We start from the raw sequence: 16,304 nt of genomic DNA, 5'->3' as shown, positions 1-16,304 counted from the left end.
TAGGCCGGGTGAACCGAAGGACGAGTGGCAAGGTGGCGGTCGAAACGCCAACCGCCCAAGAGCCTAGTCGCTGGGAGGTGTGGACTCCTCTGGCAGGTCCACTTCGGGGTTCGCGACCTCGTCGACTTCGATTTCCGCGTCGACGACCCCGGCCCCAACCGCAACCACCGTCGGCGGTTCGGATGTCGTGGGTGCGCCCGAGTCATCAACCAGTTCGGCCTCTATGACACCGGTAGCGGGGTCACCGGGCAGAATCGATGACTCCTCGCCGACTGGAGCGGCGATGGCACGTACGTCCTGCGCGCCGGGTAGTCGAGGCTCCTCGTCCTTCTCATCCAACCCGGACTCGGCTTCCCCGGTTTCGCCGCGGCCGTGGTGCCAGACCACGATTACCGCCGTCGCCGCCCCCGCGAACGCCAGCCACGCGAACGTCAGCAACCCGAAGACCCACCAGCCGAACTGAACCATTCCGAACGCACCGAGCCTGCCTCCCGACACGAGTCCGAGTACCGACAAGATGATGCCCACACCGGCGGCCGCGATCAGCACGGCGAACAAGGCCTGCTGGCCGTCGATCCGGCGCCCACAATCCCGTCCGAGCACGACTCCGATCAGCAGTGGAATCACCAGCAAGGCCGGCCAGAAACCACCGGCGACTCCGTCGGGAACCGCACCGAGTAGCGGCAGCGGAGGTAGCGAACCGCCGACGTTACCGAAGACACTGACCGAGACATCACCGAATTGCGCAGTCGCTCCCGTGAGAGCAGCGGCGGCACCGACTACGACGTTCGGCAGATAGAGCACCGACAGGATCGTCAGCCCCAGCATTCCGACGGTGTCATCGCCGCGTTCGAGAAGCGAGCCGACTGTCGACCACCCCATCAGCAGCGAAATCGTGACCGCGCCCGCACCGGCGCCGAGTATGGCCATCATCGCGCGCAGTCCCGGCCGGACCGCGTCGCGGGCCCAAGACGGTACGTGCGCGCCGAGCGTCGGCCATGTCGCGGCAACGACTCCGATCGCCGCCGCGAGCAGGTGCACGAAGAACACCCACGCGAACGCCGTGAGCGCGTGCGGCGAGGACAGTGGAATTACGGCGGACGCGTCCGCGATCACGGCTAGCGCGATGGCCGTAACGACCAGTGGCCCGGCGACGGCTGCGCCGATGACTCGGAAGGCCTGCCGTGGCGAGGATTCCGGTGTCACGGCTGCCGCGCAGCCTCGAGCGACCGCCCACCCCAGGCCGAGGGTCGGGAACAGCGGGAGAACACCGAGCGTGGTGCCTTCAATCGTCAAAGGCACCTGATGGATCGCCAGCCACCCCGCGGCGATGGCCCCGAACGTTCCCGTCAAGTCGCTGCTGGCCACGACCAGCGTCACCACAATCAATGTCGAGAGCAGGACGACGGTGACAGCAGCCGGCCGGAACGCGAGAGTCAGCAGCATCCGCGTCTCGTCGACTTCAGTATCCGGAACCGGTCGCTGCCGACGGACTCGCCGCTCGGCGTCAGCGGATTTTCGCCCTCCGGTGCCCCGAGCAGTGCCCTGCGCACGATCAATCAATGGACTCATCCCCTCGAGAGTGACACTCCGACGATACGGCGACGGGCAGGCGCGCCGGACAGAAGTGGCCTCCGACCACACTCGGTCGGAGGCCACCTGCTCGCTGGATCCTACTTGTCTTGTTTGTCGTCCTCGTCGTCCCTGACGGCAAGCGAGTCGAACGCCTCGGTCGGCGGGATTCCGCTATCGTCTTCGGCCTTGTCGCCTGAACCGGGCTGCTGCTCGGCAGCCGGTTCCTCACCGTATTCCAGCGTTCGCTCCTCCGGCGAGGGCTCGGACTGAGTGTCTGAAGCCGGTGACTCTTGCCGAGCCGAATCGTCGCCGGCGTCGCCCGGTCCGGTCGGGGATGGCGAGGCGGGGGTCTGCGGAGTGGCGGGGCCTTGCGGTTGCTGGTACGCGGTCGTCGGGGCGTCGTACGGCGTGGACGCGGACCCTGCACCGGCTCCGTAACCCTGCTGCGGCTGTGGCGCTTGCCCATAGCGTTGGCCATATCCGCCGGCCTGGCTCGGCGACGGCTGACCCTGCTGGCCGTAGCCTGACTGGCCGTAGGTTGGCTGGCCGTAGGTTGGCTGGCCGTAACCCGATGGGCCGTAACCTGGCTGATTCTGCTGGCCGTAACCCTGCGGCGGCTGACCGTAGCCTTGCGGTTGCTGGCCATACGATTGCTGCGGCGGCTGACCGTAGCCTTGCGGTTGCTGGCCATACGATTGCTGCGGCGGCTGACCGTAGCCCTGCGGTTGCTGGCCATACGATTGCTGCGGCGGCTGACCGTAACCCTTCGACGCCTCGCCTGGCTGACCCGGCTGGCCGAAACCTGCTGCAGGGGAAGGCGAGGACGAGGACTGCTCGAGGACCCCCGCCTCGAACAGCAAAGCTGCGATGGCTACGGCCGACTGCACGAATCCGAGGATGAGGATCAGGATCGCACCCCAACCCGCATTGACCTCGACGTAGAGGAAAATCAACAGCGCGAGAACCCAACCCGCTATCGTCGATGCGGCTGCCGCGCCCACGTACGACTGCTTCGGAAGGAGAGATACCGCCGCGAGCAGGCCGCCGAGAAGCAGGAGTCCTAAGCCGGTTACGCCGAGAACCTCGAAGGAGTTGGCGGACCCTTCCCTGAACGTGTCTCTGATAGTGGCGTAAGGCGCGAACCCGAGTAGCAGGTTCACCGCACCGAGACCGGCGACGCCGACCAGGAGGAAGAAGCCCAGACCCCTGGATTCGCCCCCCTCCGCTGGTTTCGCGGGCGGACCATAGCTCGACCCTCCAGGGGTATACGTCATGACTTCTCCTAGTCGACAGGTACTCGTCTGCGTGCGCCCTTCCGACGTTAGCTTACGGGTAGCCATCGAGCAGCGGCTCGATCTGCGCACCTGCCAGGAGATGATGATCAGATGCCCTTCACCCTCGCACCGCGCGCCACGACTGTATCCGTGGAGACGGAGGTGAAACATTCGCGCTTCATCGCGGCAGTTCGGCGCGTTGAGGATTCCGGGGCCGCGCACGGGTTCGTACAGGAGCAGCGCCGCGCCTACTCCGATGCGCGACATCATTGTTCGGCATACATCGTCGGCGACGGACCGAGCGACCGAGTCGAGCGCGCAAACGATGACGGCGAACCGGGTGGCACCGCGGGTGTGCCGATGCTTCAGGTCCTTCGTGCACGCGAATTGGTCGATGTCGTGGTGGTGGTGACGAGGTACTTCGGGGGAATCAAGTTGGGGGCAGGCGGATTGGTGCGCGCCTACTCCGGCGCGGTGAGCGCTGCACTCGACATCGCTCCACTCGTGCGACGAGAACGCCGTCACCTGTACACGCTTGCGGTGGAGCACTCCGAGGCGGGACGAGTAGAGGCCGAGCTTCGAGCGCGGGGCGTGGGTGTAGTGCACACGACCTACGGGGAGCGTGCTGTCCTCACGCTAGTTGCGCACGACTCGACGGAACTGGCGGAGATGGTCGCGGCCGCCACATCCGGAGCGGGGACACTCGATCCGGCTGGCGAGATGTGGGTTGACGCCTGACGGGGGTTCGTGGCCGGTGATCCCCGGGACACACCGGCCACGAACCGACGCCGAGCGGTCAGGCCTGAACGGACAGGCTCTGCAGAATCTCGCGAGCGAGCTCAGCAGTCTCGGACGGAGTCTTGCCAACCTTGACTCCGGCAGCCTCGAGGGCGTCCTTCTTGGCCTGTGCTGTTCCCGAAGAACCGGAGACGATGGCGCCTGCGTGGCCCATTGTCTTGCCCTCCGGGGCGGTGAAGCCTGCCACGTAGCCGACGACCGGCTTGGTGACGTTGGCCTTGATGTAGTCGGCAGCACGCTCCTCGGCATCGCCACCGATCTCACCGATCATCACGATCACCTTGGTCTCGGGATCCTTCTCGAATGCCTCGATCGCGTCGATGTGAGTGGTACCGATGACCGGGTCACCGCCGATACCGATGGCGGTGGAGAAACCGAACTCACGCAGCTCGAACATCATCTGGTAGGTCAGGGTGCCCGACTTGGAGACCAAACCGACCGGACCCTTGCCCGTGATGTTGGCCGGGGTGATGCCGACGAGTGCCTCGCCCGGGGTGATGATTCCGGGGCAGTTGGGCCCGATGATGCGGGTCTTGTTGCCCTTGTCGACGTTGTAGGCCCACGCATACGCGGAGTCCTGCACCGGGATGCCTTCGGTGATGACCACGAGCAGCGGGATCTCCGCATCGATGGCCTCGACGATGGCGTCCTTCGAGAAGGCCGGGGGAACGAAGGCGATCGACACGTCCGCGCCGGTCTCCTTCATGGCCTCCTCGACTGTTGCGAAAACCGGCAGCTCGACCGGGTTTCCGTCCTTGTCGGTGTGCGCGACCTTGGTGCCGGCCTTGCGCGCGTTGACACCACCGACAACCTGGGTGCCGGACTTCAGCATCAAAGCGGTGTGCTTGGTGCCCTCGCCGCCGGTGATGCCCTGGACGATGACCTTGGAGTCCTTGGTCAAGAAAATTGCCATTGTTCTGTGATCCCTTACTTCGCTGCGAACGCGAGCTCGGCGGCTTTGTCGGCGGCCTCGTCCATGGTTGCGACAACCGTTACCAGCGGGTGGTTGGCCTCGGCGAGGATGCGACGACCCTCTTCGACGTTGTTGCCGTCCAGGCGCACGACCAGCGGCTTGTTTGTCTCGTCGCCCAGGGTCTTCAGCGCGCCTACGATGCCGTTGGCTACCGCGTCGCACGCGGTGATGCCACCGAAGACATTCACGAACACGCTCTTGACTTGAGCATCGTTCAGGATGACGTCGAGACCGTTCGCCATGACCTCCGCCGAAGCACCGCCACCGATATCGAGGAAGTTGGCAGGCTTTACGCCGCCATGCTTCTCACCGGCGTACGCGACGACGTCCAGTGTTGACATGACCAATCCGGCACCATTGCCGATGATGCCGACCTGGCCGTCCAGCTTGACGTAGTTGAGGTCGTTCTCCTTGGCCTTCAATTCGAGCGGGTCTGTGGCGTCCTTGTCCTCGAACGCCTCGTGACCGGGCTGACGGAACGCAGCGTTCTCATCCAGCGTGACCTTGCCGTCGAGGGCGAGGATCTGGTCGTCCGGTGTGCGGACGAGGGGGTTGACCTCCACGAGGAGAGCGTCTTCTTTGATGAAGACCTCCCAGAGCTTCTGAATGGTCACAGCCGCGGCGTCGAGCACCTCGGCGGGCAGCTTCCCGGCCTCGGCAATGCTGCGCGCGAACGCGAGGTCGACGCCCTTGACGGCATCGACGGGGATCTTGGCGAGAGCGTCGGGGTTTTCCTCTGCGGTGACCTCGATCTCGACGCCGCCCTCCACCGAGCACATGGCCAGGTAGGTGCGATTGGTGCGGTCGAGCAAGAAGGAGATGTAGTACTCCTCCGCAATGTCGCTCGCCTCGGCAACCAGCAACTTCTTGACGACATGGCCCTTGATGTCGAGACCCAAGATCGCCTCGGCGTTCGCCTGTGCGGCCTCGACGTCGGCGGAGTATTTGACGCCGCCCGCCTTGCCGCGGCCGCCGACCTTGACCTGCGCCTTGACCATCACGGGCTTGCCGATTTCTTCGGCAATCTCGCGCGCGCCGGCAACCGTGTCGGTAACACGTCCAGCCGAAGTCGGCACCTGATGCTTGGCGAAGAGTTCCTTCGCCTGGTATTCGAAGAGATCCATCTGCTCACCGTCTCGTCTGCGTTGACACCCGCTCGAGGGGTAGGAGCGGGTCTGTTTTGGACTTTAGCCAGTTGCCGGACCCAATCCGCGCCCACACGTATGCCATGTGTGCCACATCACGCAATATGGGGTACCGAGGCGAGCCTCGCTAAAAGCACCGAGGCGAGCCTCGCCAAGAGCACCGAGGCGAGCCTCACCGACTCCTGGTGCGATTTGTGAGGGCCGCGGCAGCTGCAATCAACACTATGCCCACCGCCGTAGGGACGACACCGGCCCCCATTTCGGGTTCGGCTACCCGTGCCTGTGTGAGGGGCCACGACAGTAGATACACCCCCACCGCAACGGCCGAGCCGAGCAGGAGTGCCACCGCTCGGGCGGCGCGTGCGCGTGAAGCGACGACCACCGCCAGGGCGACCGCAGCACCGAGCAGAAGGCGCCCCCAGACGTCCAGTCCCCATGGAACTTCCGCGAACGATGCCGGGGCGTACTCCTCGCCTAGCGCGTCGGCCCCGTGGAACAGCGGCAACCCCAGGCCGACGAACGCGGCCAGCGCACCCAGACCGCCCACCACCAGAACCGACGCGGAAGTCTGTGGTTCCTCTGATCTGTCGATTTCGTCGCGCTCTGCAGAACCGGCGAACCACGTCAATGCGCCCGTCACAGCGGCGACGGCGACGGCGCACCACAGCAGAACTGCGCCGACGCCCACACCCACCCCCGGTACGTCGGCGGCAAGGACCACAGTTTGCGATACGGCCGCCACCGAGAAGGGGATGGTCACCCACAGCACCCCGACGGCGGGTCGGACTGCAGCTGCGAATTCCGACAGCAGCAACCAGACACAACCGGCGGCAAGGACCACCGAGGCGACGAGCACCACTCTGACCGCGAAGAAGTCTGGGAGGGCAGTGCCCGCAGGGAACTCGAGAACCGGGAGCAGAGCACCCACGCCGGCAAGCACCGCGCTGGCGATCCCCGCGAGGCCTGCGGTCACGTGCCATCGTGCGATGCGCTCACGTGCCGCGGCAGCCTCGGCCCGAAGTGCCGCATTCACGACGCCCTTCGCGGAGGGCGTCACCGCACCTTGCCTCGCGGTAAGGCGCTGAGCCGGGGCAGTAAGGGCCTCCGCGATCTTCTCATCGCGCCTGCGATCGATCATCGGAAGGAAGATTCCGACGAGCACCAGGACACCCGCACCGATGGTTCCCCATACGGCCCCCGGCCCTGGGCCGATGCGGTCACCGGCGGCGAGCCCGGCGACCCAACGGGTGCCGACAACTCCCAGTGCCGCCAGGCCTGCGCCGACGAGCGCGCCTGATGCAACGGGCGGGGAAACGGAAGCCAGCGCCGACGCCACCACGATCAGGACGGCTACCGCCATGAGGCCGGCACCGGCGGACGAAGCGAGGTATGACTCGACCACCGGCGGCACGAGAATCACGGGATCGTCGGAGACGAACGACGGGGCGAACAACGCTCCCGCTAGCACCAAGGCGGCCAGCACCACCACCGTGGACGGCAAGAAGCCGACACGCGCACCCGTCGCACGACCGACCTGTTCGGCGCTGCGTGCGCCGCCGTAGCCGTCTGCGAGCGACGCACGCTGAACGGCGGCCATGCCGAGCGCTCCGGCGAGCGCCATCAACGTATGACCGACGAGAACGACGTACGCGCCTATTCCGGCACTGAGTTCCGCCGCGGTCTCGGGCACGAAGAGTTCGAGACGGTTGGCGTCGATCGCATCGGTCCACAACTGGGTGTCGAGGACGACCATGCCGACGGACACTGCGCCCGCACCCGCCAACAGCGCGCCCGCCACAGATGCGCGACGGGCCAGCAGGGCCCACACCGCCAGGACCGGCGCCGCGACCGCGAACACCGCCGCCCACAATGCAGCCGGGCCGACGCCGGACAGCGACTCGGCCCCCTCTACCGATCGAACGACACGGAGGAATGGCGCCGACGCCACACTCAGGCCACCGACGAGCGCGAGGGCAACTGCGACCGCGCAGAACCTCAGGGCGCGGACGGGATCAGGATCGTCGATGCTCGTCTGACCGGCACCGCCGGACGAACCAACACGTTCGGGTTCCGCCCTGCGTCCACCCCGAGATCGAGTTGATGACGACACATTCGAACACGTTATCGCTTCGACACTGCCCACCCTGGTGAATGACACGCACGTACAGGCGCGAACCACATATGGAGCCGGCAGATCTGCCATGCCAGTTTCCCCAGGTCAGCTTGTGATGCGTATCACATGTAGCCCTCCCTAAGGACCCCGAGGTTGCGCGAATCGCAACCGTTTCGTTACCGTCGCCCGGGTAATAAGTCACAGGCAGGTCACGAACAGGAGGACGGACGGCCGCATGCACCACCGCAGCGAGTTCACGGCCAGCCGTTTCGCAAGTCATCACGACGGGTTGTCCGGTCGACAGGATGACGTGACGCCTACGCCTAGCTACTTCTCCGATCCGATCGAATATCTCCCGAGTTCGGCGGATCGTTACACCGAGTCTGAAATCCCCGGTTTCACTCCCCTCAACGAATCGGATTCGCTTCCCTCCTCGACCGAGGGCGCATCCTCTCGCCCGCGTCGCGGAGCACACCGAGTCCCCGCTCCCCCGGCGGCCCTCAAGGGTCGCGCTGCCGTTCTCGCTGTCGCCGCAGGCGCCGTGGTCGCGGGCGGCCAGGCCGCTGCCACCGGCGGATCGTCGAACTCCGATTACTCGGAGGTCGCCCTCGCCAGTGACCAGTCGAGCGACATAGGAGCGACCGCGGAACCGCAGGCCGCTCAGTTCTCCACCGCTACCGGCACCGACACGTCGAAATCGAACGCGCCGCAGGTCCTCAACGTCGCGAACCCCACCGACATGTCGCAGTTCAGCAACCTACTCGCCAAGGGGCAGCGCTTCAGCGAAGAGCGAGCAGCACGTGAAGCCGCCGCCCGACGCCCTCTGTTCGTCCTCCCCGCCGTGGGTACGTATACCTCCCACTTCGGCGCGCGCTGGGGCGAAATGCATGCGGGCGTCGACATCGCGAACGCGATCGGCACACCCATCCTGGCGGTTGCCGACGGTGAGGTCATCGACGCGGGCCCGGCCTCCGGGTTCGGCATGTGGGTCCGCCTGCTGCACGCTGACGGCACGGTCACCGTCTACGGACATATCGACACCGCGACCGTTTCGGTCGGACAGCACGTCATGGCCGGCGATCAGATCGCCACCATGGGCAACCGTGGCTTCTCCACCGGACCGCACCTGCACTTCGAGGTTCATCTCCCGGGTGACTACAAGGTCGACCCACAGCCCTGGTTGGCCACCCGCGGCATCGCCCTCGGCGTCGAGAGGGACTGACCTTCCAGTTCACCTAAACCTGTGACTGCGGCGCATACATCTCCTGTATGCGCCGCAGTCGTCTCTCGTCTTGGTCCGTCTACAGTTTCACCATCGGCACGCCGCCGATCAGCATCAACCGCACCTTGCCGGCGCTGCCGAAGTCGACGGTGACCGTCGCCGTCGGCCCTGCGCCTTTGGTCTCGAGAACGGTGCCGAGGCCGTACTTGTCGTGACTGACCCGATCGCCGACCGCGAGCACCAGGTTGTTGTTGCGGGACCGGGCGGCCCCAAAACTCGAACTGGTGGCCGAACCCCCACTCGAGCCCTGAACGCCGGAACTCGATCCGCGCGTGCGCACACCACCAATCGCGCCACCCGCACCGGTTCCTGGGTCCTCCCTGCGCCAGTGCACGAGATCGGATGGGATCTCCTGCAAAAACCTTGACTCCGGGTTCTGGACAGGCTGTCCCCACGCCGAACGCATGACGGCCCGAGTCAAATACAACCGGTGGCGGGCACGAGTGATGCCTACATATGCGAGCCTGCGCTCCTCGGACAGTTCGGTGGGGTCACCGAGTGCCCGCATATGCGGAAATTGACCGTCCTCCCAGCCGGTGACGAAAACGACCGGGAACTCGAGGCCCTTCGCAGTATGCAACGTCATCAGCGTAACGACGCCTTCGTCGCTGTCCGGTAGCTGATCGGAATCCGCAACGAGAGAGACCCGCTCCAAAAAGGCCGCAAGCGAGCCGGGGGCGGGTTCGCCCTCCCGCGCTTCGATCTCGCCTTCCTCTAGCGGTTCGACGAGTCCTGCGGCATTCCTGGCATCGGAACTGAACTCCCGGGCAACGCTGGCAAGTTCGTTGAGGTTGTCGAGGCGGGCTCCGTCCTGAGGATCGCTACTCGCCGCGAGTTCGGCATGGTAGCCCGTGCGTTCGAGAACGGCCTCGACGACATCACCGATGTCTCCGAGCTGATCGGGAACAACTTCGTCCGCGGCGGTCTCCGGTGGAAGAAGCGCACGCAGCCCGTCCATGAGTTCGAGGAAGGATGCAATGGCCTTCTGAGAACGCGTATTCAGCAGCGGCACCCGGCCCTCCCCACCGTCCCGCAACGCCTCGGCAAAACTGATGCCCCGTTGCTCGGCGTGGACGGCTACGCAGGCCTCGGCACGATCACCGATGCCGCGCCGGGGTGTGTTGAGGATGCGGCGCAGGCTGACCGTATCGGTCTCGTTCGCGAGGACTCGGAGATATGCGATTACGTCGCGCACCTCCTTGCGTTCGTAGAACCGCACCCCGCCGACCACCTTGTACGGCACGCCGAGTCGGATGAAGATCTCTTCCATGGCGCGGGAAGAGTTGTTTGTGCGATAGAACACCGCAACGTCAGAGAACTTGAAAGCACCGGAATCGACCAGCTTGTCGATCTCCGAGGCTACGAACGACGCCTCGTCGTGTTCGTTGTCGGCCACGTAACCCGTTATGAGTTCACCCTCGCCTGAATCGGTCCATAACCGCTTTTCGCGACGACCTGTGTTCTTCGAGATCACGGAGTTCGCGGCCGACAGGATGTTCTGGCTCGAACGGTAGTTCTGCTCCAGCAAAATGGTGCGCGCATCCGGGTAGTCCCGTTCGAACTCCTCGATGTTGCGGATCGTGGCGCCACGGAAAGCGTAGATCGACTGATCTGCATCGCCCACCACGCACAACTCGGCGGGCGCAACCCCCTCTTCAGGGTCTTCTCCGCCCCCGACCAGCTCGCGCACGAGCACATACTGGGCGTGGTTCGTGTCCTGGTACTCATCGACCAGCACGTGACGGAACCGGCGCCGGTAGTACTCGGCAACCTGCGGAAACGCCTGCAACATCGCAACCGTCTCGCCGATCAGATCGTCGAAGTCCAGCGCGTTCGCCGAACGCAACCGCTGCTGATAGTGGCTGTAGACCTTGGCGATCAGCCGTGGCAAGTCGGCCGGGTCCTTGTCCGCTTCGGCCGCCGCTTGCTCAGGTCCGACGAGTTCATTCTTCAGATTCGAGATGTGGGTGGCGAGAAGCCGCGCGGAATACCGCTTGGTATCGATGTTCAGTTCCTTGGCGATCATCGTCAGCAACCGCCGCGAGTCGTCCGCGTCGTAAATCGAGAAATTCGAATTGAGGCCGGGCAGGAGCGTGGCCTGCGCCCGCAAGATGCGTACGCAGCTCGAATGGAAGGTCGACACCCACATGCTGTTGGCCCGGGGACCGACGAGCTGGGCGACTCGCTCCCGCATCTCCGCGGCCGCCTTGTTCGTGAAGGTGATAGCCAGGATCTGACCGGGCATGACCCCCCGCTCGGCCAGCAGATACGCAATGCGCCGGGTGAGCACAGCCGTCTTCCCCGAGCCCGCACCCGCAACGATCAGCAGCGGAGACCCTGAGTGCATGACCGCATCTCGCTGCGGTGGATTGAGGCCCTGAAGGAGCGCATCTGATCCCCCAGCTGCAGGCCCGGCGGCATGCGGAGACGACGCCGCGCCCGTGGAAGAAGCGGTTCCGGAGATAGTGTTCATCGTCTGTCCAACTTACCGGCGTGTACCGACAGAGCCACAGTCGCTTGGCGCGCACGGTATCGTCATGTCAAACTGGTACACATGTTCAGTCCGTCGTCGCGGCCCTTGTGGCGATTTTTCTCTCAGGCACCGGAAGCCGGTGCCTGAGGAGTGAACAGCTCAAAAGCCCCGAACGCCGTACTGGATCCGGGGCCTTTTCGTCAAAGTGTGCCTGAATCGGTAACAACTCGACCGGAGAGTCCGATTCAAGTTTTGACAAGAGGAGACGAACCAATGAGCGCTCAGACCGTGGCATCCGCAGACAACGAACCAGCTGTTCCCACCAGCGAAGCCGAAATCGAGGTACTTCGCCAAGAGATCGACAAGCTCGACGCCGAGATACTCGCCGCAATCAAGCGGCGCGCCGAGGTCTCGCAGCTCATCGGTCGTACCCGTATGGCGTCCGGCGGCCCCCGCCTGGTTCACAGCCGTGAGATGAAGGTGCTCGAGCGTTTCAACGAACTCGGCCAGGAGGGGCACACGCTGGCCATGCTGTTACTGCGCCTAGGGCGCGGGCGCCTCGGACACTGATTTCGCGGGCGCCTCGGTCACTGATTTCGGCGGCGGTCACCGACTTCGGCGCGGCGTACTGCTTGCCACGTGGTGAAGATGTAAGCACCATCCGGAACTCAGCGCCGTCGGCAACGCCGACCCCTCTCCTCCAGTCGAAGTGATCTCGAATGCGGCGCATCGGAATACGCTCGGAAGATTCGACGCGCGGGCACTAAGCTCATTTCTTGTGAGCCCAGACATCACCGAGACCGCTGCCTGGCAGGAATTGCGTGATCATCACGTTCAAATCCAGTCCGTCCATCTTCGAGAGCTTTTCGCGAAAGACCCGGCGCGGGGAAACGAGTTCAACGTCTCCGTCGGCGACCTGTATGTCGACTACAGCAAGCACCGTATCGACCGCAATACCCTCAGACTGCTAGTCGAACTCGCGCGCACCGCCGGAGTAGAGCAGCGTCGCGACGCGATGTTCTCTGGCGAGCGCATCAACACCTCCGAAGACCGGGCGGTACTCCACACTGCGCTGAGGCTGCCTGCCGACGCGTCTCTCGTCATCGATGGGCGCGACGTTGTTGCCGAGATCCACGATGTCCTTAATCGTATGGGCGCCTTCACCGACCGCCTTCGGTCGGGCGAATGGCGCGGTGCCACCGGTCAGAAGATCACCACAGTGGTCAACATCGGCATCGGCGGCTCCGACCTTGGCCCGGTCATGGTCTACCGGGCGCTGCGGCACTACGTCGATGCCGGGATCAGCGTCCGGTTCATCTCCAACATCGATCCCTCCGACCTGGTGCGCAGTCTGCACGGCCTCGACCCGGCGACCACGCTGTTCATCGTTGCATCGAAGACGTTCTCGACCCTCGAGACACTCACCAACGCCACCGCCGCACGCCGATGGCTCCTCGAAGGACTTGGTCTCGGAAGCGAAGCCGTCGCAAAGCATTTCGTCGCTGTCTCGACGAACGCGGACAGAGTCGCGGAATTCGGCATCGACCCGGCCAACATGTTCGGATTCTGGGACTGGGTGGGCGGCCGGTACTCGGTCGATTCGGCCATCGGACTGTCGGTGATGGCGGCGATCGGCAGGGTGCGCTTCACCGAGTTCCTCGCCGGATTCCACTTGGTGGACGAGCACTTTCGCTCGGCGCCCCTGGAGGAGAATGGCCCGGTACTACTCGGGCTCATCGGACTCTGGTATTCGAACTTCTTCGGTGCGGAATCTCGCGCCGTGCTGCCGTATTCCAACGATCTCGTCCGATTCGCGGCGTACCTCCAGCAGTTGACGATGGAATCCAACGGCAAGTCTGTGCGCTCGGACGGCTCACCCGTAACAACATCCACCGGTGAGATCTTTTGGGGTGAGCCGGGAACGAACGGTCAACACGCCTTCTACCAACTACTGCATCAGGGCACTCGTTTGGTGCCCGCCGACTTCATCGGTTTCAGCGAGCCGACCGATGATCTACCCACCGCGGACGGCACAGGCAGCATGCACGACCTGCTGATGAGCAACTTCTTCGCCCAGACGAAGGTCCTGGCGTTCGGCAAGACAGCCGAGGAGATTGCCGCAGAGGGAACTAGCGAAGATCTCGTGCCACACAAGGTGATGCCCGGCAACCGTCCATCCACCACGATTCTCGCGCCGGGGCTCACGCCCTCAGTCATCGGGCAACTGATCGCACTGTACGAGCACCAGGTGTTCGTCGAGGGGGCCATCTGGGGGATCGACTCGTTCGACCAGTGGGGCGTCGAACTCGGCAAGACCCAGGCCGTGGAACTGCAGCCGGTACTGACTTCCACGGATCCTCCGGCCGCACAATGCGATACGTCGACCGACAGCCTGGTGCGACGGTACCGTCATCAGCGCGGACGGGCCTGATTCACCAACTCTTCGTGGTGTGGACGCGACCCGAACGATCCACAAACCGCGCGCGGAGTTCATGCTGCTCGATCCATCGGATCGCACCGATCCCACGATCGAGAGCAGCAACACCAGCGCCATACGCCCAGAGTGCATCGTTGGCGATTACAGTCACCGCGTCCCATTCGGTGTCGGCGGCAGATTCGGCGGCGACGGACGGTTCAGTGGCCGTGGGCGCGAATGCCGTCGCCATCGCGGTCCCGTTCGGCAACTCGATCTCGCCGTCACCCGGTACGGGAATTTGCCAACCGCCGGCAGGACAATGCCCAGCCGTCGCGATCACGTCACCGATTCGCACCGCCGCCCCGCATTCGAGTTCTCGGGCGACCAAGTCGGCCGCTCGATCTACGGTGTCCGCCTTCGCCGTATCGGTGATGTCGAACGACGCCCCCCACGGAGCGAACACCACGTCGTCGTCGATCTGGACATCGAGGAAGCTCGGTGACGGATGCACTGGCGGGACGAGGTCGTCGTCAGCAAGTTCGGAGGTGAGCGGGTTCACGGCACCGTCCGTCATGCGGGCCACCCACAGCGCCGAGCGCAGGAGTGCGGACATCCGCCGGCTGACCTTTACCGGTGCACCCTGCGAGAGATTGACGGCGTGGATCTCGGCATCGCCGCGGTGGATGTCGCAAAGCGATTCGACCTCGTCGATGACACCTGCGATCAGTGCGGCAGCTTCGGGAAGGGCAGCGGTCTCGGTGACGTCGACTTCCACGACGGAACCCCACACCTTCCACTTATCGACGCCAACCATGGTGTACTCCGTGTGCGGTCCGAACCAACGCTGCAGTTCCAGTATGCGCCCGTTTCACCAGACCGACCGGTGCGATTTTTCCCGGTAAGTCGTACACTTCGCTGGTGAGCGCCCGTTTGAGCGTCGTCGACGAGATGTTCCTGCGCAGCCATCGGGGATGGGGTACCCCGATCGTGATGCAGGGTTTGTGGAGAACCGACGCACGGGTCGAGGAGTCAACCCTCGAAGCGCTGCTCACGGTCCTGGCACATGGACCGCTGGGCAGGCGGGTGGTCCGCCCATGGATCCCCGGTGCGCGGCCCCGCTTCGAACCGAGCACCGCTTCGTTCCCGGTGAATTACTCCGAGATCTATCCGGAAGCGGTCCTCGCCTGGGCAGATAAGCAGGGTTGCATGCCTGTGAACCCTGAGCACGGTCCCGGTTGGCGGCTCGCGTGTGCGCGCCTCGAGGGCGGGGGGACGGCCTTGTCGCTGGTCTGCTCCCACGTAATCGCGGATGCTCGAGGGCTGGCAGTGGCAATCGCAGCGGCGCTGCAGGGTGAGACAGCAGCGGCGCTGCAGGATAACGTCGAAGGAGACGGCAGATGCGTAGGCGGTGGTGCAGCCGCCGATATACGCGATGCCGCCCAGCTCACTCGCCGGGTGACGACAGGAACGGCGCGCGCGGTCGCAGGCCTGATGGTGAGCAGACGGCGCAGGGCCGAACTCCGCAGCTTCATGCACACCGGAGACAGCGCACTCTCCGGAGCCACAGCTCGTTCAGCCCCAGCGCACCGTTCGCCCGTGTCCGCGGTTCTGGAGGTGGACGCCGAGCAGTGGGATACTGCCGCCGAGCGGGCCGGTGGAACCGCGAACAGTCTGTTCCTGTCGATCGCGGCCGAAACGGCCAGGCAAGACGGAGAATCGGGGTCACTGAAGGTCAGCGTGCCCATGGACCTTCAACCTCGCCGCAGTCCGGACGCTACTGCGAACTCCGTCGCCATGGTCGAGGTTGACATCCGTCCACAGGACACCGTCGCGGATATTCGCGCCGCTAGTCGCACAGCCTTCTCCTCTCCGCCGATGACGAGCCCTGCCGGATTCCCGGAGGAGATGCTCCAACTGGTTCCGGATCGTGTGGCGCACGCCCTCACGGGGAATCCCGGCGAACGGGACGTGTTGTGTTCCAACATCGGACCGCTACCCGACGTTCTCGAATCAATCGAAGGTCACCGAACCACCGGGATCGCTACCCGTGCGGTACACCCGGGAGTGGCCCACAGCAGGACCCGGCTGTCGGCCTACCTCAGTAGGTTCGGAGGCCGTTACACACTGGCACTCGAGTCGCTCGACAGCCCGGGCAGCGCGGCATTGCGGGACCGGGCGGAAGGCGCACTCGCCCGACATGGGCTGAGCGCACGAAGCTGGTAGCGGTCTTCCATCGCCAGCGAAACGCGTGGCGC

At 64.8% G+C, this 16,304-nt stretch carries 12 protein-coding genes; 5 read left to right on the top strand and 7 right to left on the bottom strand.

The features are described 5' to 3' along the window. Nucleotides 1–63: 63 nt before the first annotated feature. Both BFN03_RS01505 and BFN03_RS01500 read right to left on the bottom strand, forming a co-directional pair. Nucleotides 64–1,563, bottom strand: a complete 1,500-nt coding sequence (locus tag BFN03_RS01505) for a cell division protein PerM (RefSeq protein ID WP_442971896.1) — start codon at nt 1,561–1,563, stop codon at nt 64–66. Between the two features lie 110 nt (nt 1,564–1,673). Beyond that, a complete protein-coding gene (locus BFN03_RS01500; RefSeq protein ID WP_070377527.1) occupies nt 1,674–2,849 on the bottom strand; it encodes a DUF5336 domain-containing protein in 1,176 nt (391 codons plus the stop codon). A 111-nt stretch (nt 2,850–2,960) separates the two neighbouring features. On the opposite strand from BFN03_RS01500, the gene BFN03_RS01495 reads away from it, so the two are divergent. Next, complete coding sequence (locus BFN03_RS01495) at nt 2,961–3,587, top strand: IMPACT family protein (protein WP_070377526.1); 627 nt, start codon at nt 2,961–2,963, stop codon at nt 3,585–3,587. Nucleotides 3,588–3,645: 58 nt separating this feature from the next. Here the strand turns inward: BFN03_RS01495 and sucD are convergent, their stop codons facing one another. From sucD to BFN03_RS01480, 3 genes are all read right to left on the bottom strand, one after another. After that, nucleotides 3,646–4,560: a succinate--CoA ligase subunit alpha gene (gene sucD / locus BFN03_RS01490; RefSeq protein WP_070377525.1), complete on the bottom strand. Its 915-nt coding sequence runs from the start codon at nt 4,558–4,560 to the stop codon at nt 3,646–3,648. A gap of 14 nt (nt 4,561–4,574) precedes the next feature. Further along, nucleotides 4,575–5,744: an ADP-forming succinate--CoA ligase subunit beta gene (sucC, locus tag BFN03_RS01485; protein WP_070377524.1), complete on the bottom strand. Its 1,170-nt coding sequence runs from the start codon at nt 5,742–5,744 to the stop codon at nt 4,575–4,577. Between the two features lie 193 nt (nt 5,745–5,937). Further along, entirely contained in the window at nt 5,938–7,875 is a 1,938-nt protein-coding gene (locus tag BFN03_RS01480; protein ID WP_084385460.1) for a hypothetical protein, read from the bottom strand. A 238-nt stretch (nt 7,876–8,113) separates the two neighbouring features. On the opposite strand from BFN03_RS01480, the gene BFN03_RS01475 reads away from it, so the two are divergent. Continuing rightward, nucleotides 8,114–9,100, top strand: a complete 987-nt coding sequence (locus BFN03_RS01475; protein WP_070377523.1) for a M23 family metallopeptidase — start codon at nt 8,114–8,116, stop codon at nt 9,098–9,100. 79 nt (nt 9,101–9,179) lie between these two features. On the opposite strand, the gene pcrA is transcribed toward BFN03_RS01475, so the two are convergent. Further along, nucleotides 9,180–11,633 (bottom strand): DNA helicase PcrA, encoded by a 2,454-nt coding sequence (gene pcrA / locus BFN03_RS01470; protein WP_070377522.1) that lies wholly within the window; start codon nt 11,631–11,633, stop codon nt 9,180–9,182. Between the two features lie 273 nt (nt 11,634–11,906). Here pcrA and BFN03_RS01465 point away from each other — a divergent pair, with 273 nt between their 5' ends. Together BFN03_RS01465 and pgi are read left to right on the top strand one after the other, a co-directional pair. Beyond that, complete coding sequence (locus BFN03_RS01465) at nt 11,907–12,203, top strand: chorismate mutase (protein WP_070377521.1); 297 nt, start codon at nt 11,907–11,909, stop codon at nt 12,201–12,203. Nucleotides 12,204–12,411: 208 nt separating this feature from the next. After that, nucleotides 12,412–14,064 carry a glucose-6-phosphate isomerase gene (pgi, locus tag BFN03_RS01460; RefSeq protein ID WP_070377520.1) on the top strand — a complete coding sequence of 551 codons (1,653 nt, stop codon included), beginning with the start codon at nt 12,412–12,414 and terminating at the stop codon, nt 14,062–14,064. A 1-nt stretch (nt 14,065) separates the two neighbouring features. On the opposite strand, the gene BFN03_RS01455 is transcribed toward pgi, so the two are convergent. Beyond that, nucleotides 14,066–14,863: an FAD:protein FMN transferase gene (locus tag BFN03_RS01455; RefSeq protein ID WP_070377519.1), complete on the bottom strand. Its 798-nt coding sequence runs from the start codon at nt 14,861–14,863 to the stop codon at nt 14,066–14,068. A gap of 104 nt (nt 14,864–14,967) precedes the next feature. Here BFN03_RS01455 and BFN03_RS01450 point away from each other — a divergent pair, with 104 nt between their 5' ends. Then, nucleotides 14,968–16,272 (top strand): hypothetical protein, encoded by a 1,305-nt coding sequence (locus BFN03_RS01450; RefSeq protein WP_084385459.1) that lies wholly within the window; start codon nt 14,968–14,970, stop codon nt 16,270–16,272. Nucleotides 16,273–16,304: the final 32 nt, after the last annotated feature.

The sequence above is a fragment of the Rhodococcus sp. WMMA185 genome (assembly GCF_001767395.1).
GTDB lineage: Bacteria > Actinomycetota > Actinomycetes > Mycobacteriales > Mycobacteriaceae > Rhodococcus_F.
The sequence above is the reverse complement of the archived record's forward strand: the minus strand, read 5'-3'. Positions and strand labels throughout refer to the sequence as shown.

Excerpts from the sequence above, each read along its gene's own strand:
- BFN03_RS01500 (WP_070377527.1), bottom strand. The coding sequence starts at position 2,849 with ATGACGTATACCCCTGGAGGGTCGAGCTATGGTCCGCCCGCGAAACCA.
- BFN03_RS01495 (WP_070377526.1), top strand. The coding sequence starts at position 2,961 with ATGCCCTTCACCCTCGCACCGCGCGCCACGACTGTATCCGTGGAGACG.
- sucD (WP_070377525.1), bottom strand. The coding sequence starts at position 4,560 with ATGGCAATTTTCTTGACCAAGGACTCCAAGGTCATCGTCCAGGGCATC.
- sucC (WP_070377524.1), bottom strand. The coding sequence starts at position 5,744 with ATGGATCTCTTCGAATACCAGGCGAAGGAACTCTTCGCCAAGCATCAG.
- BFN03_RS01475 (WP_070377523.1), top strand. The coding sequence starts at position 8,114 with ATGCACCACCGCAGCGAGTTCACGGCCAGCCGTTTCGCAAGTCATCAC.
- pcrA (WP_070377522.1), bottom strand. The coding sequence starts at position 11,633 with ATGAACACTATCTCCGGAACCGCTTCTTCCACGGGCGCGGCGTCGTCT.
- BFN03_RS01465 (WP_070377521.1), top strand. The coding sequence starts at position 11,907 with ATGAGCGCTCAGACCGTGGCATCCGCAGACAACGAACCAGCTGTTCCC.
- BFN03_RS01455 (WP_070377519.1), bottom strand. The coding sequence starts at position 14,863 with ATGGTTGGCGTCGATAAGTGGAAGGTGTGGGGTTCCGTCGTGGAAGTC.